Annotated in this window: 22 protein-coding genes, 1 tRNA gene and 1 riboswitch; of the genes, 11 read left to right on the forward strand and 12 right to left on the reverse strand. The window is 26.7% G+C overall.

What is annotated here, in order from left to right; genetic code table 11:
* Positions 1-3 precede the first annotated feature (3 nt).
* From XO10_RS05015 to XO10_RS05025, 3 genes are read left to right on the forward strand one after another with little or no spacing between them, the layout of a single operon-like run.
* Positions 4-3468: an LptF/LptG family permease gene (locus XO10_RS05015; RefSeq protein ID WP_175421201.1), complete on the forward strand. Its 3465-nt coding sequence runs from the start codon at positions 4-6 to the stop codon at positions 3466-3468.
* Between the two features lie 16 nt (positions 3469-3484).
* Positions 3485-4153 carry a uracil-DNA glycosylase family protein gene (locus tag XO10_RS05020; protein ID WP_175418229.1) on the forward strand — a complete coding sequence of 223 codons (669 nt, stop codon included), beginning with the start codon at positions 3485-3487 and terminating at the stop codon, positions 4151-4153.
* A 4-nt stretch (positions 4154-4157) separates the two neighbouring features.
* A complete protein-coding gene (locus tag XO10_RS05025; protein WP_175418228.1) occupies positions 4158-5672 on the forward strand; it encodes a class I SAM-dependent methyltransferase in 1515 nt (504 codons plus the stop codon).
* A 32-nt stretch (positions 5673-5704) separates the two neighbouring features.
* Here the strand turns inward: XO10_RS05025 and XO10_RS05030 are convergent.
* Positions 5705-5781 (reverse strand) — tRNA-Asp (locus XO10_RS05030).
* 257 nt (positions 5782-6038) lie between these two features.
* On the opposite strand from XO10_RS05030, the gene XO10_RS05035 reads away from it, so the two are divergent.
* The 7 genes from XO10_RS05035 to XO10_RS05065 all read left to right on the forward strand — a co-directional run bounded on the left by XO10_RS05035 (position 6039) and on the right by XO10_RS05065 (position 11009).
* The gene (locus tag XO10_RS05035) at positions 6039-6311 is read left to right on the forward strand and encodes an HU family DNA-binding protein (protein ID WP_014296428.1); all 273 of its coding nucleotides are present in this window, start codon (positions 6039-6041) and stop codon (positions 6309-6311) included.
* A gap of 81 nt (positions 6312-6392) precedes the next feature.
* Complete coding sequence (gene crcB / locus XO10_RS05040) at positions 6393-6770, forward strand: fluoride efflux transporter CrcB (protein WP_014296427.1); 378 nt, start codon at positions 6393-6395, stop codon at positions 6768-6770.
* Positions 6767-7084 (forward strand): DUF190 domain-containing protein, encoded by a 318-nt coding sequence (locus tag XO10_RS05045; protein WP_014296426.1) that lies wholly within the window; start codon positions 6767-6769, stop codon positions 7082-7084. Before crcB ends, XO10_RS05045 begins: the two co-directional genes overlap by 4 nt.
* A gap of 33 nt (positions 7085-7117) precedes the next feature.
* The gene (locus XO10_RS05050; RefSeq protein ID WP_175421202.1) at positions 7118-8050 is read left to right on the forward strand and encodes a MoxR family ATPase; all 933 of its coding nucleotides are present in this window, start codon (positions 7118-7120) and stop codon (positions 8048-8050) included.
* Between the two features lie 5 nt (positions 8051-8055).
* Positions 8056-9300: a DUF58 domain-containing protein gene (locus XO10_RS10780; RefSeq protein ID WP_014296424.1), complete on the forward strand. Its 1245-nt coding sequence runs from the start codon at positions 8056-8058 to the stop codon at positions 9298-9300.
* Between the two features lie 10 nt (positions 9301-9310).
* Positions 9311-10732 (forward strand): hypothetical protein, encoded by a 1422-nt coding sequence (locus XO10_RS05060; protein WP_075780441.1) that lies wholly within the window; start codon positions 9311-9313, stop codon positions 10730-10732.
* Between the two features lie 136 nt (positions 10733-10868).
* Complete coding sequence (locus XO10_RS05065; protein WP_156865397.1) at positions 10869-11009, forward strand: hypothetical protein; 141 nt, start codon at positions 10869-10871, stop codon at positions 11007-11009.
* Positions 11010-11046: 37 nt separating this feature from the next.
* Here XO10_RS05065 and XO10_RS05070 read toward each other — a convergent pair whose 3' ends face one another.
* From XO10_RS05070 to XO10_RS10680, 11 genes are all read right to left on the reverse strand, one after another.
* A complete protein-coding gene (locus XO10_RS05070; RefSeq protein ID WP_254871357.1) occupies positions 11047-12000 on the reverse strand; it encodes an asparagine synthetase A in 954 nt (317 codons plus the stop codon).
* A gap of 286 nt (positions 12001-12286) precedes the next feature.
* A complete protein-coding gene (locus tag XO10_RS05075; protein WP_075780440.1) occupies positions 12287-12853 on the reverse strand; it encodes a riboflavin synthase in 567 nt (188 codons plus the stop codon).
* Positions 12838-13899, reverse strand: coding sequence for a bifunctional diaminohydroxyphosphoribosylaminopyrimidine deaminase/5-amino-6-(5-phosphoribosylamino)uracil reductase RibD (ribD, locus tag XO10_RS05080; RefSeq protein WP_175418225.1), 1062 nt, complete (start codon positions 13897-13899; stop codon positions 12838-12840). The genes XO10_RS05075 and ribD overlap by 16 nt, the downstream gene beginning before the upstream one ends.
* A 4-nt stretch (positions 13900-13903) precedes the next feature.
* A complete protein-coding gene (gene ribE, locus XO10_RS05085) occupies positions 13904-14368 on the reverse strand; it encodes a 6,7-dimethyl-8-ribityllumazine synthase (RefSeq protein WP_175418224.1) in 465 nt (154 codons plus the stop codon).
* Between the two features lie 2 nt (positions 14369-14370).
* Positions 14371-15555 (reverse strand): bifunctional 3,4-dihydroxy-2-butanone-4-phosphate synthase/GTP cyclohydrolase II, encoded by a 1185-nt coding sequence (locus XO10_RS05090; RefSeq protein ID WP_175418223.1) that lies wholly within the window; start codon positions 15553-15555, stop codon positions 14371-14373.
* A gap of 117 nt (positions 15556-15672) precedes the next feature.
* Positions 15673-15788: riboswitch (FMN riboswitch) on the reverse strand.
* A gap of 242 nt (positions 15789-16030) precedes the next feature.
* A complete protein-coding gene (locus XO10_RS10670) occupies positions 16031-16156 on the reverse strand; it encodes a hypothetical protein (protein WP_014296416.1) in 126 nt (41 codons plus the stop codon).
* Positions 16157-16172: 16 nt separating this feature from the next.
* Positions 16173-16913, reverse strand: a complete 741-nt coding sequence (locus tag XO10_RS05095; protein ID WP_014296415.1) for a hypothetical protein — start codon at positions 16911-16913, stop codon at positions 16173-16175.
* On the reverse strand, positions 16897-17784 hold the full coding sequence (locus tag XO10_RS05100) for an ABC transporter ATP-binding protein (protein WP_014296414.1): 888 nt from the start codon (positions 17782-17784) through the stop codon (positions 16897-16899). The genes XO10_RS05095 and XO10_RS05100 overlap by 17 nt, the downstream gene beginning before the upstream one ends.
* Positions 17785-17787: 3 nt before the next feature.
* Positions 17788-18444 (reverse strand): SPASM domain-containing protein, encoded by a 657-nt coding sequence (locus XO10_RS05105; RefSeq protein ID WP_148265146.1) that lies wholly within the window; start codon positions 18442-18444, stop codon positions 17788-17790.
* 209 nt (positions 18445-18653) lie between these two features.
* The gene (locus XO10_RS10675; RefSeq protein WP_014296413.1) at positions 18654-18776 is read right to left on the reverse strand and encodes a hypothetical protein; all 123 of its coding nucleotides are present in this window, start codon (positions 18774-18776) and stop codon (positions 18654-18656) included.
* A 144-nt stretch (positions 18777-18920) separates the two neighbouring features.
* Positions 18921-19046: a hypothetical protein gene (locus tag XO10_RS10680; protein ID WP_014296412.1), complete on the reverse strand. Its 126-nt coding sequence runs from the start codon at positions 19044-19046 to the stop codon at positions 18921-18923.
* Between the two features lie 303 nt (positions 19047-19349).
* On the opposite strand from XO10_RS10680, the gene XO10_RS05110 reads away from it, so the two are divergent.
* Entirely contained in the window at positions 19350-20783 is a 1434-nt protein-coding gene (locus XO10_RS05110) for a hypothetical protein (RefSeq protein ID WP_175421204.1), read from the forward strand.
* Positions 20784-21026: the final 243 nt, after the last annotated feature.

Raw genomic sequence — 21026 nt, forward strand, 5'->3', positions numbered from 1 at the left:
TAAATGACAAAATTGCTGAAATACATATCCAAAGAGTTTATATCCCCTTTTTTAATGGGACTTGTTGGATTTATCGTATTTGTAAGTGTTGAATTATTGTATCAATTATCAGATATAATTGTAAGAAATAAAGTTGGAATTGATAAATTGTTTATATTAATCTCTTTCCATATTCCATATTTTCTTGTGATGGGTATTCCCGTGGGAATACTTTTTTCTATATTCTGGGTTTTATCAAGGTTATCTAATGATAATGAAATTATAGCTTTACAGTCCTTGGGTATCCCATCAAAAAAGATAATATTACCTTTTCTGGTGTTATCGTTTATTCTTTCAATTTTTACTTTTGCGTTATACGATACAATAGTTCCAAAATCAAATATGAAAGCAAAAGAAGCTATTTCAAAGTATGTGTATAAAAGTGCTCAAGCAAACATAGAGATGAATAAATTCGTTGAGGTTGAAAGAAATAAAAAGTATTTATACGTAAGGAAAATAGATAAAGATAAGGGTATTTTGTATGGAATATTATTATATGAGGTGGATTATTCTAAAACAACGGTTTTTCATGCAGAAAAGGCATTTAAGGATAAAGATACCTGGTATATGGAAAATGGAAGAATTTTTAGATTAACAGATGATGGACTTTTAAAACTTGATATTACATTTAAAAAATTAAAATTGGATATATCAAAGGATGTTGAAGAATATCTGAGATTTTCAAAAAGTCCAAATGATATGACAACAAAAGAATTAAAGCACAAAATTGAAATAACCCAAAGACTTGGTGGAGATCCATCAGCTTTAATTGTTGGTTATCAGGAAAAATTTTCTAATTCAGTTGCGCCAATGGTTATAGCGCTTCTTGGAGTAGCGCTTTCATTATTTATAAACCTGAAAAGTAAATCGTGGAGTGTTATTTCAACATTTATACTTGTTGTATTATATCAGGGGTCTGGTGCATGGTTAAGTGCTTTGGGAAAGGAGAAGATTATAAATCCATATCTTGCACCGTGGCTGCCTAATATATTTTTTGGTATAGTTGGAATTGTATTATTTATATTACTTGATACAAGAGCAGCATATAAATTAATTGAACCTTTAAAAAGAATAATTGGTGTTGGTATTGTAGTGGTATTTCTTGCAAATTACGGATATTCTGAAAAGGTATTTATTGATTCCGAGAATATCACTATAGATGGAACAAAGATTACATTTGAAGGAAGTACAACTATAAAATACAAAGATTCAATTATTAAAGCTCCAAGAGGATATGGGTTTCTTAATGATAAAAATCAAATTCAAAACGCATATTTATTGGATAATGTTACATATATTCAGGGCAAAAGAACCATAGAAGCGTCTCAAATGGAAGTTAATTTTGAAAGTAAAGATGTAATTTTAAATCATACATATTCAATAGAATCATTTAAAAATGAAAAAAAAAAGAATGTAAAAATACGCGTGTGGTCTGAAATTTCAAAAAAGAAAACAGATGATGATGTTGTATTTTCCGAAAGAGTAAAGATGACAACATGTAAGGAATGTATTACATATTACTTTAAATCTTCTCATGTAACAATCTATCCTGATCAATTTCTTATTGCGCGTGACGTTACACTTGAATTTTTTGGTATTCCAGTTTTTTATTTTCCTTTCTATTTTCAAAGTTTAGCTGAAGAACAGAAAGCTCCATTTTTGGCTGCTTTTGCATTTAAAAATGATTCAATTACTATTACAGTAAAAATTAATCACACATTTCCAGACAAATCTATACTATCTTATTCACAGGAATATTCAAGAAATACAAAAGAAAATACAGTTTCACAAAAAATGAGTTATACATATTCAATTCCTATGATTCTTGGAACACTTGCGTTTTCAAATAGTATTTCAAATTCAAGCATTTCAGATTTGAAATTTTCATTAACAAAAAAATTGGAAAACCTTACTTATTCTGCACAGGTTATTCATAGTTTTTCAAACAATTCAGATGCATTTTCTCTGTCTTTAAAGGATATAAAAACAGATTTAGGTAAGTTTTCATTATATTCAGCGTATTCATGGAGAAATAGAAATTTAAGTTCTGTAACTTTTTTAAAACTTACAACACCTTCACTGGAAAAAAAATATAAAAAAAGTTATTTTAAGTTAAATTCTACTCGTCTATATATTACTGGACCTGCAACTAAATTATCGGATTCGTGGGATAAAAAGAAAATAAGTATAAATACATCTACAAATTCAAAAATATACAATGGTTCTCTAAAAAATGAAATAAAAACATCTTTTTCAGCTCTATATGAAAGAGATAATTTAAGAAGTTTGAATTTATATTTAAAAGATGCAATATACAATAAAATTACACCTATAAAATATTCAAATGATTTTTTTTATAATAATTGGTTTTCAATAGACTCATCTCTTTCTCCTGAGATGAGAATGTCATTTAAACATATATATCCTGATAGAATATACAATTATTTTACCTATGGGACAAAAGGTAACTTTAAAATTAGAGCTTTTGTTTTTCAATATGGTGTTTCAGATTATCAATATTATAGAGTTTTAGTTAATGAACCGAAATGGATTTCCACTCCCGCTACGCATACAAACAAATTAACCGATTTTGTTGGTATCGATGCATCGTGGGATATATTAGATGTAAAAAACTCTTTTGATGGAAGATATAATAGAACTTTTGATTTTATGAAAGAAAATAGAGAAGATAGATTTATTGCGCATTTTTTTACAACAAAATATAATTTAAAATATAGTATTTTAGAATTTGAAAATAATACAAAAACATCTCTGGAAAAAGAAAATTTTGAATTTATTACGACAAATTTCAATGGTTTTTTAAAGATTGCAATTTTAAAGCATAAATATGAATTTGAATACAATCACAAAGATGAAGAATTACCTATAATAAAGATAGAAAATAACGATATAATAACCTTTGGTAAAAATAAAATAGAAATATTTTATGATTATTATTTTAAAAAAGTAGATTGGAAAGAAACAATTCCTCAAATAAAATCAAAATATCTTTTTTACGATAAATATGGTGGAAAATATAAAGGGAATTTAAATTTATTTAATGATTATAACAATATTCATTACGATTTGAGCTACAAAGCCAAAGATGCGTCTAAAAGTCTTACGACTTCAATAGATTATGATATTGAAAATCAATATTTAAAAACTGGAATAGGTTATGATACAGCGACTAAATATGATTGGGCGAAGATTTCGTTTACATATGATATAAAAAATAACGAATGGACATTTTCGCAGTTTGAAATTAATAAAAAGATCATATGTTGGTCAATATACTTAAAGGGAGATTTACAATTATTGCCAGAATTTTCATTTAAACAATTTGAATTAAAGTTCTTTATTGCAGATATACCTGAGAAATCATTTGGATATACCGAAGAAAAAGGTGTAGATATAAATATGTTCTAATTCTGGAGGGAAAACAATGGGAAAAATGGAAGATATGGATATAATTAGCGAAAAAATAAAAAAATGTAAAGGGTGTTCTTTAAGTTTATCAAGAAATAATGTAGTAGTAGGTGAAGGGAGTTTAGATACACCTATAATGTTTGTTGGTGAAGGTCCTGGTGCAAATGAAGATTTACAGGGAAGACCATTTGTAGGAAGAGCAGGGAATTTACTTGATAAATTGTTAAAAGAAGTGGCAAAGATAAATAGAGAAGATTTATATATTACCAATGTGGTAAAATGTAGGCCACCTAAAAACAGAGTGCCTACAGGCGAAGAAATGGAAAAATGCAGTCATTTTCTCCTTGCGCAGGTTATGACAATAAAACCAAAAATTATAGTTGCGTTAGGTTCTACAGCATTAAATTATTTTTTGAAGCAAACAGTTCCCATTACAAAACATAGAGGAAGATTTAAAGAATGGTATGGCGATATATATATATTCCCAACATTTCACCCAAGCTATCTTCTTAGAAATAGGAGTGAAAAAGAAGGATCTCCATTGTTTTATGCAAAAATTGATATGCAGGCGATAGGTTATATGTACAAACAGTTGAAAAATAATCCAGATTTAGATACAAAAAAGCTGGTAACAACGGTTGAAAAAGGCGTAATTGCAGCAGAAAATAAAATAAACAAAGGATGATAAAATGTATAAAAAACCAATAGGTTTTGTAGAAACACCTGAATTAATAGCAGAATTAATGGTTAAATTAACCGGCAAAAATAAAAACTCCCTTACCCTGGATACTGGATGCGGAAGGGGAGTTTTTTTAAAAAAATTACAGGAGTATGGATTTAATAATGTATATGGAATAGAGATGAATAAAGAATTTTATAAATTATGCAAAGAAAAATATCCACAATATGAAATATTAGCAGAAAATTTTCTTACAAAAAACTTTAAAGAAAGATTTGATCTTATTATGGGTAATCCACCTTATGTACATTATAGTGATTTACCAAAGAGATTATCCAAACAAATAAAAAAGATTGCAAAAAATGCTGAAGCGGATATTTATTATGCATTTATTATAAAATCAATAGAGTTATTAAAAGAAGAAGGAGAACTTATATATATAGTTCCATACCATTTCTTTTTTAACACACATGCGGCATATTTAAGAAATTTTATGATAAAAAACGGATCTTTTGAGATTATAATAGATCTTGGAGAAATAAGGTTATTTTCAAAAAATCCTGAAACAATTATATTTAAGTATAAAAAAGGAATATTTGAAAAAAAAATAAAAGTATTAAATATCAAAAACCAGCAAATAAATGATATAAATAAAATTAGATCAGATATTGAAAAAGTTCTGGAAGAAAAAAAAAGCAGTGAGCTTTTTGAATATTATGAATTACCGCCATTTAAAAAAAATACTGTATGGTCAACATCAGAAATGCGAAAATGGGATATTCAAGAATATAAATTATTAAAAGATATAGCAAAAATAGGTGTAGGATTTGTATCTGGATATAAAAAAGCTTTCTATATTTCTGAAAATGAGTATCAAAAAATGGATAACTCATCAAAAGAACTCATAAAACCGTTTATAAAAGCTAAAAATTGTGATAGATATATAGTAAATGGTTTTCATAGATATATATTTATAGATAAAAGCATTGAAGAAAAAATTTTGAAAGAAAAGTATCCAGAAGTATACATAAGATTATTAAAACACAAAAAAGAAATGTCAGAAAGGTTTTTGCCAGGGAGAACAAAATGGTATCAATGGCAGGCGGCAAGAAACTATAAATTTTTAATGGAAAATCCAGGTAAAAGAATATATGTTCCAGCATTAGATAGAAAACCATATAATCGTTTTAGTTTTTCAGAAGAAAGTTATTTCCCTTCAGGAGATGTATTGTTTATTCAACCGTATTTAGAAAAAGATATATATTTTCTTTTAGGATATTTAAATTCGCTATTTTTTAGAGAGTATTATATATCCTATGGCGGGAAGCGTGGCGGAAGAATGTCTTTTACACAAAAATTGCTTGAAAATATAAAAATACCTGAATTTGATTTAACAATACAAGATGAAATTTCTCATATTACTAAAGAAATAATAAGATTGAAAAAACAGAAAAAGGAAACAAAAATATATGAAGAACAAATAGAAGAAGTTATAAAGAAGAATATAAAAAAGATATATGTATAAAAAAAAATCCGGATCATAAGATCCGGATTTTTTGGCGGGGACGACGGGACTCGAACCCGCGGCCACCGGTGTGACAGACCGGCATGCTAACCAACTGCACCACGTCCCCAAGCTTTTCAGATATATTATACCGAAAGAAATATTACAAATCCAGTCCTGATTGGTTTCTAAATAGTGACATGTTTTTTAGTAATATTTTAATGATGAAAACCTTGAAAATAAATAATATTCATATAATAAGAAGAGAACTTTTAAAAATAAAGTCTTTTGTAATGTTTAAAATTAACATAGATGCTTGATTTTAACAAAAAAATGTGGTAAAATTGCCTTGAAATACGTTTATATCAATACATAGGGGGTGCATGTATGAACAAAAAGGAACTCGTTAGTGCATTAGCTGAAAAATTATCCGTTACAAAGAAAGAAGCAGCTTTATTTGTTGATTCATTTGTAGACGTTGTGTCAGAAGCTTTATCAAAAGGCGACAACGTAAAAATCGTTGGATTCGGTACTTTTGAAGTTGTAGAAAGAAAACCAAGAAAAGGTGTTAACCCACAAACAAAGGAAACTATTGAAATTCCTGGTGGAAAAGTACCTAAATTCAAAGCTGGTAAAGAATTAAAAGCAAAAGTAAAATAATTTAAACGGAGCCCATTCTGGCTCCGTTTAAATTTATGATAATAATCCATATTTATAAAATTAAGATACTGGAGGAATTGTATGAACTTGATTTATATTGGTATTGGAGGATTTTTAGGAGCAATATCGAGGTATCTTGTATCAAAATATGTAAATACAGCATTTCCATTTTCAAATATGCCTTATGGAACATTAATGGTAAATTTAATAGGTGCATTTGTTTTGAGTTTTTTAATGTCGCTGAGTATATACAGACTTGAACTACCTAAAAATTTTATGTTATTTTTCACCACAGGGTTTATAGGCTCTTTTACCACATTCTCAACATTTATGTATGAAACAATAGTTTTAAGTGAAGAAGGATTTAATGTATATTCATTATTGTATCTATCAATAAGCGTGTTTTTAGGTCTTTTATTTGCATTTCTTGGCTATGCATTGGGGAGGTTGGGAACATGAAATTTTTAAGAATTTATCTTGGTGAAGGTGATCATTGCGATGGAACCCCTGTATATAAACATATAGTAAAATTATGTTATGACCATGGAATTAAAGGAGTTACTGTTTTAAAAGGGATAATGGGTTTTGGAGAAAAACATCATGTACATAGAGTTGATTTTTTTACATTAAGTGAAGATTTGCCAATAGTAGTTGAAATAGTAGATTCCAGCGATAAAATAGAAAAGATAATTGAAGAAGTAAAAAAATGTAATTTTGATGGGTTAGTTGTATATTGGGATGTTGAAAGCATAAGAATAGAAAAAAACAAGTAATAATATAAAATCAAAGCAGGAAGGGGATTTTAAATGTTAGCAGAAAAACTAACTAATAAAATAATATCAAATGTGAATGAAGTAATAAAAGGAAAAGATGAAAAAATAAAATATGTATTAGCAACGTTTTTTAGTGAAGGACATGTTTTATTAGAAGATGTTCCAGGAACAGGAAAAACAATACTTGCAAGAGCAATTGCAAAATCATTTAATCTTGATTTTAAAAGGGTTCAATTTACACCGGACTTACTTCCAAACGATTTAATAGGTTTATATATATTCGATAAAAATAAAAATGAATTTGTCTTAAAAAAAGGTCCTATTTTTACCAATATATTACTTGGTGATGAAATAAACAGAGCAACGCCAAGAACACAATCAGCATTGCTTGAATCACTTGCTGAAAATCAGGTGTCTATAGATGGAATAACCCACAAACTTGAAAAACATTTTTTTGTAATTGCCACGCAAAACCCAATTGAGTTCGAAGGAACATTTCCATTACCAGAAGCACAGGTAGATAGATTTATGATTAGATTATCCTTAGGATATCCTGATCCTCAATATGAAGTTGAAATGTTAAATTCGCAGGAAAAAGAACATCCTATAAATCATATAGAAAGTGTATCTTCTGCTGAAGAATTATTAGAAGTGAAAAAAGAAGTAAATAATGTACTTGTTTCCGATGAAATAAAAGAATATATTATTGAAATAGTTAATAGAACAAGAAATCATAAAGATATAAAGGTAGGTGCCAGTCCAAGAGGTTCTATTGCTTTAATGAAATTATCAAAAAGCGTTGCTGCAATAGAAGGAAGGGATTTTGTTATTCCAGATGATGTAAAAAACATAGCAAAATATGTTTTGGCACATAGAATAATTCTCAAAGCAGAAGCAAAAATAAAAAAAGTATCACCATATGACTTAATAAGCGATATATTAGAAGAAGTAAGAGTTATAAGGTGATATAAGTGAGATATAAAATAAAAGGTCTCGTCTGGTACTCTGTTATAGGGGTAACAATAAATATATTTTATTTTAGCAATTATACATTGCTATTATTGGCATTATTGGGATATATCTGGTATGATTTTTTTAGAAAAAAAGCAATTATTGAGAATATAGAAATAGAATATAAATTAGAATATGAAAAGGCATTTATTGATGAAATCTTTGAATACAGAATATATTTAAAAAACAATTCTAATGATGGTATTTTATTACTTGTCTCACCATCGAACTTACTTCAGAGAATTCGACCATTAAATCAAAAGGTTTATCTTGAACCAGGTGAAAGAAAAAAACTGATTTTTAATATATCCTTTGGGACAAGAGGAATTAAAGATATAGGAAGAATTAGCATTAAATACAATACTTCATTGGGTTTTGAATTCTGGAAAACAAAAATCGTTGAAAAAAAGGTTGAAGTTTTGCCGGAATTTATATATTCTGAGTTTAACAAAGAAAGTTTGAAAAAGTTATTGCCAGCTCAAAAATCTAATATAAGAGTATTGGAAGACGTTACTTATGTTGAAAATATTGATGAATACAATAATGAACCATTAAACAGAATAAATTGGAAAATTTCAGCGAAATATGACAGGTTAATGGTAAAAAAATATGCACATACTTCAACAGGGCAGGTATATATGTTTGTTGACTTAAATTTGCCAGATGGTATTCCGAAAGAAAATATCTTCTGGAAAAATGAAAGAAAAGTATATGAAGAATATGCGTTAAAGGCGACCGCAAGTATTGTAAAATATCAAAAAGAAAAATATCAGGATCTTAACCTTGTTATATTGGGAAAAGAAATAAAAAAAATATCTTCAAACGATTGGGTTGAATATTTTGATACAATAGCTTCAGCATATGGGGATAATAATAGTGATATAAACCTTGAAAAAGTACTTGAATCAGAAATTCCGTATCTCACATTTGAAGATACAGTAATAATAATATCAATACATTTAACCGATGAAATAATTCCATATTTAATAAAAATGCGTTCAAAAGTTTCAAAAGTCATTGTGCTGGTTATGCCATATGGTTTTAGAGTTGAAACCGAAGGGAAACTGGATGTAAATAATCAGGAGATTTTCAGGGTTGAAGCTATTGAATTGGAGAAAAAAGCAGTATTACTTGAAGAAAATCATATAATTGTTAGGTTAGTTTCGCCAGATGATTCATTAACAGAAGTCTTTTCAAGTATTTGAGGTGATGGGGTTGGATAAAAAAGTTCGCAATTTATTTGAGCAATTAGTTATAATTTCTCTTTTGCCGCTTAATGTAATAGACTTTATAGCCCTTTTTATAGTTACTCAAATTTATACATTATTATTTAAAAAGTTTAAAAAGATGAATATGCCGTATTACATAGCCTTTCTCGCATTATTTCTGGTATTTGGAACTGCATTTTCCATTGAAATGGCTTTAGATAGGAGCCCTTTTTTTGCATATAATGTTACATTGATAATTATAGTGAATTATTTTCTTCCAGAAGAAAGAAAGGATTTATTTAGATATATTTATGTATACATAATAGCAGCAGTAATTCTAAGAAATACAATTAATCATATTCTTGTGGGAGCTGTATTGTTGTATTTCTTATATGAACTATTAAAAGAAGAAAAAAACAAGAAATTATATATAACACTTTTTGCTATATTTTTTGTATTTTCATTTGTGTCCTTTCAAACAAGTATAAATCCATTTAAAGATTTTAGTCTCTTTATGGATAAAAAATATTATAAAACATATGAAAATGAGAATAATATAGAAAATAATAAAATAAATGTTGAAGATGAAAATACTGAAAAAAAAGAAAGGGTCAAAAGATTATTTAAAGAATCAGAAACAAATCCAATATACACAAGGGTATATAAACCACAGGAAACCATGACACAAAAGGAAAAATTATTTTTAGGAGTATTAGTGTTAGGGGTAATATCAAGTTTGGTAATTGCATATTATTCTTATAAATATATGACAAAAAAAGATAAAAAACGTTTATACATTTCTCTTGCTTTATTTTTTATTATTACATTTATGGGATTAAATACAATAGCGCATCTTAAACCTTTACAATATAAATTAGAAACACCAGAATTCTTTACATCAAATATTGAAAAACAAATTTCAAAAGAACCAACTGCAATAAATCGTGAAGATAATGCGATAGCAGCAAATTCAACACAAACTACATATAATGGAAAAGCAGAAATTTTAATACTAAAAATTGCATACCTAATAATAAAATTCTCAAGATATGTTTATTTAATAAATATATTAATACTGGCGTATTTTATTTATAAAATACTTAAAAAAGATAAAAATAATAAAAAAGAAAATCTTGAATCTAAAGAATTAAAACATGAAAAATTTGAAGAAAATAAATTTAATGAAAAGGATATACCCTATTTAATTGATAAAGGATATATATACATAAGAAAAAGATTCTTCGAAAAATTTCAACATCTTACTCCATATGAATTGCTAAGAAAAGTAGATTCACCAGAAGAGTTCAAAAAATTAACAGATTTATTTATATTAAAAGAATATGGTAACAAAGATTATAATCTGTCTAAAAAAGAAATTATAAATCTTATAAATAGCTCTATAGAACACTTTAAAACCCAGGAGATTTAATCCTGGGTTTTAATTTATCATAATGCAATATAATATTACAATAACATAATAGTTCGGAAACCGAATTGCATAGATTTAGGAATAGAATAAAATTGAAAATATATTTAATACATTCTTTTTAAAGGAGAGGGAGAGTATGAAAATTATAAAAGGATATCTTGACAGAAGATTAAACAACATGTTTGAAAGAATTTCTGAAAACAACGTTGATAACTTAGTAGAAAACTTTAAAGAAGAAGCATTAGAGGTTTATACAAGAAACAATTATATTCTTTAAAAAAGAAGCCCGGAATTTCCGGGCTTCTTTTTTAAATTTAGATAGAGTGCTTTCCAGGAATTTTTGCAAAAAGTCTGGTTTTTTCAACATGATCAAGCGCTAAAATCCATCTTGTAAATCTTTCTATTCCAATTCCACATCCGGCAGAATGTTTTAACAAACCAGCTTTTGCAACTTCCAGATAATCCTGGAAAGCCTCTGGTGGAGTTCCCTTTAACTCCATTCTTTTTAGAATCTGTTTGTATTCATGTTCCCTCTCCCCACCGGATATAGCTTCTTCATAACCTTCAGGGTAAATCAAATCAAAATCCAATAAAACATCAGGTCTTTCAGGATCCTGTTTATCATAGAATTCTCTTTCTAAAAGTGGAATATCGATCATCCAGAATGGTTCAGTTGCTTCAAGAGAAGCTTTTTTCTCATAGTCCTCGCCATATTTTTCCTTTAATTCCTTTACGGTATAACGTTTAAAAGGTTTTTCAGGAACTTTCAAAGAAGGATGATACTTTTCAATAATTTCAGGATATTTTTCTTTTATTGTTTTTATTGTATGGATAATGGCATCTTCCATTACATCAAATACAACTTCTCTTGGTGTTTCTAACATTTCCATATCTATTTGTACAAAATCAAATAGATGCCTTCCCGAATCCATTTTGTCCTCTGTTTCCAATCTAACGTTTGGTGAAACAATATAAATCTTTTTGTGAACAAGAACAGCAACCTGCTTGTGTAAAATCATAGATTTTGTAACTGAATACTTTTGTCCATAATATTCAAATTCAGCTTCAAAATGTGGATGGTTTAGCGGATCGGTAATAGGTGAAACAGTTACAGGTAATAATTCCACAAAGCCTTTTTCATCCAATACATGTCTAATTCCTTTTAAAATTTCGCTTTGAATAAGTGTAGCGTCTTTAAATACAGGATTTTCCATATATTCCTTTACCAATGATACCGTGTCAACCTTTCTTTCCATACTTTCTTTCATCATAATACCCTCTCCCTTCAAATGTAATTTTATAAAAATCTCTCCCTCTCATTAAATTTAAATAGATAATAAAAAACCGGCGCTGGTAAAATCCAGCGCCGGTGAATTGATAGTAAACGACAGCTTACCTCGCGTTCCACCAACGCTGGTTGATATTATTATTATTGAAATTATTAACTTTTATTATTATTGTTCTTATCTTCATACCTAACACCACCTGAAAAAAATATATATATTAAATTTTTTCTTATTATACTACATTTTTTTTACAATGTCAACTACCTGGTTAATAAATGTATTCGGATTGTTCTTTTAAATAACGAGCAATTATATCTACTTCATAATTAACAAAATCATTCGTGTTTAAAAATTTCAAATTTGTATTTTGATATGTATGTTCTATTATTTGTATTTCAAAGGTATCTAATTCTTTTTTTGCAATTGTCAAACTTATTCCATTTATTGTAATAGCCCCTTTTGTTGCAATAGCCCATTTTTCTTGAGGAATTTTAAATTTCATCCAAAATGTATTTGAAGATTTTCTTAAACCTAAAAATTTTGTTATTCCATCAACGTGACCGGTAACAATATGTCCCCCAACAAAATCAGATAATCTTAAAGCTCTTTCAAGATTGACAATTTTATTATTATAATATCTTAGATTTGTTTTTCTATATGTTTCTTCCCCAATTGAAAAATAAAGCCTGTTATCATCTGTTTTTTCAACAGTTAAACATACACCGTTAATTGAAATGCTTTCCCCTAATTGAATATCTTTGAAAGGATTATTTATAATAAGTTTATTATTTATAATTTTCATTTTTGCTAAATGCTGTATTATTCCTGTAAACATGGTATCAGCTCCCAATAAAGGTTATTCTCAAAAATTTTATTTTCTACAGGTTTAAACCTGATGGAATTTTCTATTTTATCAATTTTTAAATTATTAAAAGGAGATATACCATTTCCAATAATTTTAGGTGCATAAAAAACATGAATTTTATCAACAAGATTATATTTTAGAAATAATGATAAAATCGTTGCACCGCCTTCAACTAAAATACTATCAATTTTTCTTTCAAATAATATTTTTAAAATTTGATGTATGTTTGTTTCATTTACTATTTCTGTATTTTTGTATTTTATTTCTTTTTTTGAATTTGAGAATATTATATTTTGCCCTTTTTCCATAAAAATATTTAATTTTTTACCATAAAATTTTCCCTCTTTATCCAGAATAATTCTTATGGGATTTCTTCCTTTTTTTATTCTACAGGTTAATTTTGGATTATCCTTTATTAAAGTATTAGCTCCAATTAAAATTGATGAATAGTAAATTCTTAATTTATGTACAAAATTTCTTGACATATTATTTGATATCCATTTTGAATCAAATTTTTCTGAAGCAATGAAACCATCCATTGTCATAGCAAATTTTAAAGCAATAAAAGGTCTTTTTTTAGTTATATATGTAATAAAAATTTCATTTAATTTTTTGATTTCACTTTCTAAAATGCCATATTTAACTTTTATGCCGTGTTCTTTTAATATTTTTATTCCATTTCCATTTACCATTGGATTTGGATCAAGCATACCTATATAAACCTCTTTAAATCCTTCCTTTACCAGTCTGTTTGCACAGGGAGGAGTTTTTCCAAAATGAGAACATGGTTCAAGAGTTACATACATTGTGGCTCCTTTTAAATCGATATTTCTTTTTTTAGCATTTTCAATAGCTACAACTTCTGCATGTCTTCCGCCATAATATTCATGATAACCTTTTGATATAATTTTTCCGTTTTTTACTATAATAGCTCCCACCAAGGGATTTGGATTCACCTTTCCTATTCCTTTTTTTGCTTCATTTATAGCCAGTTGCATAAAATATTCATGATTCATATTTTTACACCTTCAATTTCTTGTTGAGATTTGCCATTTCCAAAGCAGCCATTGCGGCTTCAAAACCTTTATTTCCAGCTTTTGCACCTGATCTATCCATACTCTGTTCCAGAGTTTCTGAAGTTATTATTCCAAAGGTAATTGGTATATCTGATATTAAATTTAAATGAGCAATTCCTTTTGAAACTTCATTGGCAACAACTTCGAAATGATATGTTTCTCCTCTAATTACAACCCCTAAAGCTATAATAGCATCATAATTTTTGTTTGTTAGTTTTTTTGCAATAAATGGAATTTCAAAAGAACCCGGGGCTTTGAAAATATCTATATTGCTTTCTTTTACATTATGCCTTTTTAATGCGTCCAGAGCCCCCTCTAATAATCTTTCAGAAAAAAATGAGTTAAACCTTGAAATTACAATAGCAATTTTTAAATCTTTTCCATCAAAAATACCTTCAAAAATTTTCATAGTTATATTACCTCCTCAATTGAAAGATTATGATTCATTTTTATTTTCTTGATTTTTAAATAGAATTTATTTTCTGGCGTTACTTCGCCTAAATGTTGTATTGTATTTATCACATTGATACCATATTTTTTTAATTGATTGACTTTATCAGGATTATTTGTCATTAAAATAATGTTTTTAATGTTTAATGATTTTAAAATTTGTGCTGCTATTGCATAATCTCTATTATCTGCTGGCATACCAATTTTTTCATTTGCTTCTACTGTATCCATACCCTTATCCTGTAATTCATAAGCTTTTATTTTATTTGTGATTCCTATATTTCTACCTTCCTGTCTTAAATAAATTATTAAACCAGAGCCGTTTTCCTGTATTTTTTTCATTGCAAGATGCAATTGACTTCCACAATCGCATTTTCTTGAAGTTAACACATCACCAGTAACGCATTCGGAATGTATTCTGACTAATAAAGGTGTGTTTTTTAAATTACCTGTATATATTGCAAAATGTTCTTTTTCATCAAAATTATTTTTAAAACCTATAATTTTAAAAGAGCCAAATTGTGTAGGAAGATTTGCTTCAGAAATTGGAGTTACATATAAATTGCTTTTAAATACTTCAACGGCTATATCTTCTACAGAAATTATGGGGATTTTAAACTTTTGAGATAATGATTTTATATAATTAAAATTATGGGAATTTCCATTTTCATCTAAAATTTCAATTAATATAGAAAAAGGTTTAAAACCCAATAATTTCATTAATTCAATAGAACTTTCTGTATGTCCTTTTCTCTTATTTAATCCGATACTTCCTAATAACTGAATATGACCTGGATATTTATAATCGTTTATTGTGGTATTTTCAGAGATAGATTTTATAGTTTTTGCACGTTCTTTTGAAGAAATACCGGTTATTGTTTTTTTATGATCAATACTAATAAAATAATTGGTATTAAGTATATCAGCATTATTAGAAGGAAGTTTAAAAAAACCTCTTTGTAAAAGCTCTTTTTCTTCAGCTGCTAAACATAATAATCCTCTACCATTGGATATTAAAAAATTAATAATATCCTTGTTTGCCATTTCTGCTGGAAATACAAAATCAGCTTCATTTTCCTTTTTTTTATCCCAGAGGATTATAGGTTTGTTTGAAAAAAATGTTTTTGTAAGAATTTCCTTATCCATGTAAAAACCTCCTTATAATAAAATAAAAGCCCTGGATATCTCCAGGGCCTGATTTTATATATATTACATATATAAACATAAACGCAAATTTATGCATTTATGTCTATATAAATATATTGTTCTCTCCTCCCATCCAGACTTTCACTGTCGGCTCCGGAATTTCACCGGATCAGTCCGAAGACTCGCGGGCTTTAACCGCCGGTCGGGAATTTCACCCTGCCCCGGAGAGTATTAACTTTTCTTAATTATATCACATTTTTATAAAAAAATAACAAAAAAATAAAAACGTATTCCCAACAAATGAATCATTGATAATAAAAGCAATATATTTTGCAGCAATGAGAATAACAGAAAAATGAACTACTAATAGCTTATAACCAACTATAATTATTTTAAGCTCAGTGATGAGGAAACGAGACTTTTTGATGTGTTTTTAAGAAATTGCGTTCAATCGATATTAATTAATATATTTTCTTTAGGGGACTAAAACTATTTTTCCACCAATTGGACTACAAAATTTACAAAACTTACAGAAGTTTGGTTCTTCAATATTATAACTACCGATTTCTAATATTTTAATTTTTTTATTCTTATTTTTCATCAATTTCACCTCCTTATCAAAATATTTTTTCTAAAATATATATATCTTTTAATTTTTTATTTATATAAAATATTAGCCATAATGAAATAATAATTATTATTCCATAAGAATACTTTGAGGAGAAAATTATATAGCTTTCATTTAATCCCACTCTTAATATATTCAATATATGAGTAATTGGATTCAAAAATAGTAAACTTTTTACTATTATATTTTGAGTTTTTATTTGGTAATAAATAGGGGAAATTATTATTAAAATATAACTCACAAGAGGCATTATCCCCATTAATGTATAATAATTTCTCACTTTTAATCCAATTGTTATGGAGATTAGAATTAAAAAGATATTTCCTATTAATAACGGTACCAAGGTACTTAAAAATTTTTCTGTATTATTTGATATCATGAAAATATAAGATATTCCAAAAATTGGTAGCGTTAACAAAAAATATGTTATCCCCATCGATATTACTATTACAGTCTTTGAAACAGAAAAAATTGTATATAATTCAATAACTTCAGTTTGCATTAAGTTTGAAACTCTCAAAGAAAGTATTCCAAAATATGTTCCTATCATCATTGAAACCATAAATCCGCTAATTAAATAATCTATATTTGAATTCTTATTTAATAAAACAATTATTAAATAAGAAAAAGGTATTAATATCATACTTACAAATATTTGAAATTTAAACATTCTCATTCCTTTAAATTCTAATTCTATTCCTGTTTTTATTTGATTAAATATTTTTAACAAGTTCATACACTCCTTTTTCAAAGGATGGGTATTCAATTTTTAAATATTTTATATAATTATCTTTTTTTATTTTTTCAAGAAAACTCAAAGCTTCTGATAACTCAGAAAAGAATAAAGAATAATTATGTTCATTTGAATTATATACAATATTTTCTCTTCTAATAAGATTTTCTATTTTTTCTATATTTTTAACTGATATATTTAATTCAACAGGTGTTTTTACTTTTGTATTTATTTCTTCAATCTTACCTTTATATATAATTTCACCATTTGTGATTATAATTACTTTATCAGCCAAATTTTTTATTTCATTCATATCATGACTTGCTAGTAATATTCCTTTTCCCTTTCTGTATTTTTTTATTAAATCCCATATTTTTTCTTTGTTTATTATATCAACCATTGAAGTGGGTTCATCCAATATTACCACATCAGGTTCCTGTGAAAAAGCTAATGCAATCATAATTAGTTTTTTTTGACCACCTGAAAGTGTATAATTGTATTCTTTTTTTATTTTATCTAATCCTGTTTCATAAAGTATTTTTTCTACTTTATAACTTACTTCATGCGAATTTAACCCTTCTAATTTTAAAGGTATTTTTATACTTTCTTCAACTGTAAGTGATGGAAAGAAAATCGGTAATTGCGGTACATATGCAATTTTTTTCACTCTATCATTTATAATAATGTTTCCTGAAGTTGGTTTCAATAATTTTAAAATCTGTCTTATTAATGTTGTTTTTCCTGCTCCATTTGGACCAATTAATCCAATAATTTCATTTGTTTTTAAACTAAAATTTATATTATTATTTGCTCTTACTCCATTTGGATATGTTTTGCTTATTTTTTCTACTTTTAATAATTCTTCCATTTGTTATACCTCCAGAGGATAATTGCTTATAACATAAGCTTTTATCAGCGTTTGAATATTTTTATCTAGATAGGCTTTTTTACAAACACCTTTTTTATTATTTCCACCCATCCATCTACATCCTCCATAACAAATTGGTGCATAATTGCAATTTTCTATGCATTCAGGTTCATAACTTATATTTTCATACCACTTAGAATTATTAATTTTTAAATTACTATTTTCATCTATATATCCTTCTTTAACTTCGTAAAAAGTTCCAGGACATGAATATATATTTAAATTTTCATCAACAGCGAAAGATAAATCAAGAGACACAGAACATGGGCCTCCAACAAATTCTTTATCTATTTTAAAGCCGAATTTTGCCGCTTGAAGATATAAATTCGCAATTTTGCTTTCTAATTCTAAATTTATTTTTCTTTCATGTCCATACCTTCTTATTTCTTTTTGGGATGAAAATATAGGTGAAAATGATAAACTTGATATTTTTTTATTGATTTTTTCTTTTTTTAAATATTTTAAAAATTCTTTTGCATTATTTATATTATTTTCATTTATATTCATTCTAAGAGTTATTTCACCTTCAAAGTATTTAGTTAATAATACAAAATTATTAAAAACAATATCAAAACTTCCCGTATCATTTAATAATCTCAACTTATCATGAGATTTTTTGTTGCCATAGAAATCAAATTTCTTGTTAATGTATTAAAAATGACTATATTATCATTTATTGGAGTATATATATTATAAAATGATGTGTAATATTTTATTATAATCACCTCCTAATATTTTTATCTTTTTTAAACAATTAAAATCTATATATTTTGGGGATATCTTTTAAACCTGGATCCAGGTAAAAGAAATTATTTAGTTAATACTTTTTTACCCCATATTGGACTACAAAATGAACAAAATCCACAAAAATTAGGTTCTTCAACATTGTATGTTCCTATTTCTAAAATTTTAAATTTTTTAATGGTTTTCATTTTATAACCTCCTTGCTCTTTTATATTTAATAAGTTATAATAGTAATTAAGTTTCTGGCACCAGAATAATCCAGCCGGCTGAAAAGATTTAAAGTTTTGATATAATATCTATGCAGATATAAAAAGAGAAAAATAGATTGTTTATTATTTAAAAAATTCAATTTGAGGATTTAAAGAACGAGTTGAATATTTTTTATCCACCTCATCTCCAGAAAAGATTATTGAATTTAAAATTATCATTATGCCTATTATTAAAATGATTTTTTTCACTATTTCACCTCCGGTGAAAAATTATACCAGTTTCCATTTGACTTTCAAGTGTTTTTTTTAAAATAAAAATCCGCTATTTATCAGTGTTTCAGAAGTTGATTTTCGTTACAGTTTAATTAATTCATGTAACACACGATTTTCTCACAAACTTACCAAATTTTTTTAAAATTTTTTATATTCAGGATTCTGGCGATTTTTTATTTATGTGTTTATGTTACAAACAAATGTTAAGAACAAAGTCCCCGGGTTTTAAAAATTCGATAGTAACAACATAATTAAAACACAGTGTCCTGGAGGTTAAAAATGGATTTTTCTATAAAAGATATTCTGAATATAGTTGAATATGGTTATTTTTCAAGAACGGTTATTAATTACATTTATCCATATATTATTGATGAATCTTTGAAATTCTATCTGCTATTATTAAAATCAATATGGAATGAAGATTTAGACAAAGCTTTATTTTATGCAAATAAAGTTATTTCAACAACAACAACAACAACAACAATGTTAAAAGAATTAGCAAGATTTGAAAAAATAGATATATTATTAAAACAAAATAAATTTGAGGAATCAAAAAAAGAATATATGAAATTAAAAAAAGGTATTAAAAATCTTTCTGAAAATGCAAGAAATATAATTTTTCCAGGATTAAAATATCTTGTTTCAATATATGAAGAAAATTATGATTGTATACGATTATGGAGTAAAAATTACGAAGAAAGTTACGTTGAAAAATCAATAATAAAATATTCAAAAGCGCGAAAAGAAATAAAAAAAGAAAATTATAATAAAGCATATAAATTATTTATAGAAGGATATAATCTTGCAAAGAAATTTCCACATCCAACTATGATATGTTCTGGTTTAAATAATGCTGCATGGTGGATAATGAATGAAGGTAAAGAGAAAGATTTGATTGCAGCTAATTTACTTGAATATTATATTGGCTATTATTTCGAAGATTTAAATTATACCTATAACTGGTTTGATACTATTTTTGAAGTAAAAAAGATTAATAATGATATGCGTATTTCTGAAATATGTAATATAGTAAATGAACTAAAAAAGATTTTTCCTGAAGTAAATCTCGATAAGAAATTTAATAGAAGCTTTTATTCAAAAGAATTTGAAAAAGAAATAAAGAAGAATTTTAAAGAAAATACTATTAAATTTAGAAAACAAAAAGAAGTAAATATTCCAATATTATTCTTTTCAACATATACAGCATTAATAGAAAAACCATTTTTTACAAAGAGTCATATTTTAAAATTGATTTTTGAAGGTAATAAAGATAAAATCATTAAATTCTTCTCTGCTAATTATGAAAAGATGTATTTCTTTAACGTCATGATGAGTGATTTTGATTTGAAGAAAGCTGAAAGAAGATTATTGAATTCTGAAGATGTTGAAGATTCGGAATATAATATTTCACCATTTTATTTAGCAAGAAAAAAACTCATCACTGAGCTTTTTAAGAAACCAAAGAACTTTAAGGAATTTGTTTTTAATTATTTTAAGCTCAGAGATGAGGAAATGAAAGTTTTTGATGTGTTTTTAAGAAATTGCGTTCGATACGATATTAAATGGCCCGTTACTCCTTATCCAAAAGGTAAGGTTCGTGATTTTGCTCTTAAATATGGTTTAGGTTATAAGCGTGTTGCTCTTGGTTATTACTCTTTTGAAGATGATGAAAGAGTTTTGATTGATGATATTATTGAAAGGTTTTTAAAATAACCCTTCCAGAAATCTGGGTAGTATAATAAAAAGTGTGTAAATAAAAAAATAGAAAAATAAAAAGAATGAATATGTGAAAAAAGGAAGCCCAGGAGTGTGGTGAAAGAGAAAGGGGATTTTGAAAAAAAGGTTACATGGGGGGATAGTAATGCCGAGAAAAAGAAAAGAGGAAAATGAACAGATTCTTGGCAATGTAGATAGGAAATTCATAAAACAATATATAAAAGAAAATGGAATTAAGGA

The sequence above is a fragment of the Marinitoga sp. 1135 genome, from assembly GCF_013363245.1.
Taxonomy (GTDB): Bacteria; Thermotogota; Thermotogae; order Petrotogales; family Petrotogaceae; genus Marinitoga; species Marinitoga piezophila.

Coding starts and splice junctions, on each gene's coding strand:
- XO10_RS05050 (WP_175421202.1), top strand. CDS start 7,118: ATGTTAGCAGAAAAACTAACTAATAAAATAATATCAAATGTGAATGAA.
- ribD (WP_175418225.1), bottom strand. CDS start 13,899: ATGAATCATGAATATTTTATGCAACTGGCTATAAATGAAGCAAAAAAA.
- XO10_RS05100 (WP_014296414.1), bottom strand. CDS start 17,784: ATGGAAGAATTATTAAAAGTAGAAAAAATAAGCAAAACATATCCAAAT.
- XO10_RS10670 (WP_014296416.1), bottom strand. CDS start 16,156: ATGAAAAATAAGAATAAAAAAATTAAAATATTAGAAATCGGTAGTTAT.
- XO10_RS05070 (WP_254871357.1), bottom strand. CDS start 12,000: ATGAAAGAAAGTATGGAAAGAAAGGTTGACACGGTATCATTGGTAAAG.
- XO10_RS05065 (WP_156865397.1), top strand. CDS start 10,869: ATGAAAATTATAAAAGGATATCTTGACAGAAGATTAAACAACATGTTT.
- XO10_RS05025 (WP_175418228.1), top strand. CDS start 4,158: ATGTATAAAAAACCAATAGGTTTTGTAGAAACACCTGAATTAATAGCA.
- ribE (WP_175418224.1), bottom strand. CDS start 14,368: ATGAAAATTTTTGAAGGTATTTTTGATGGAAAAGATTTAAAAATTGCT.
- XO10_RS05020 (WP_175418229.1), top strand. CDS start 3,485: ATGGGAAAAATGGAAGATATGGATATAATTAGCGAAAAAATAAAAAAA.
- XO10_RS10675 (WP_014296413.1), bottom strand. CDS start 18,776: ATGAAAACCATTAAAAAATTTAAAATTTTAGAAATAGGAACATACAAT.
- crcB (WP_014296427.1), top strand. CDS start 6,393: ATGAACTTGATTTATATTGGTATTGGAGGATTTTTAGGAGCAATATCG.
- XO10_RS05110 (WP_175421204.1), top strand. CDS start 19,350: ATGGATTTTTCTATAAAAGATATTCTGAATATAGTTGAATATGGTTAT.
- XO10_RS05015 (WP_175421201.1), top strand. CDS start 4: ATGACAAAATTGCTGAAATACATATCCAAAGAGTTTATATCCCCTTTT.
- XO10_RS05045 (WP_014296426.1), top strand. CDS start 6,767: ATGAAATTTTTAAGAATTTATCTTGGTGAAGGTGATCATTGCGATGGA.
- XO10_RS05090 (WP_175418223.1), bottom strand. CDS start 15,555: ATGGATAAGGAAATTCTTACAAAAACATTTTTTTCAAACAAACCTATA.
- XO10_RS05075 (WP_075780440.1), bottom strand. CDS start 12,853: ATGTTTACAGGAATAATACAGCATTTAGCAAAAATGAAAATTATAAAT.
- XO10_RS05035 (WP_014296428.1), top strand. CDS start 6,039: ATGAACAAAAAGGAACTCGTTAGTGCATTAGCTGAAAAATTATCCGTT.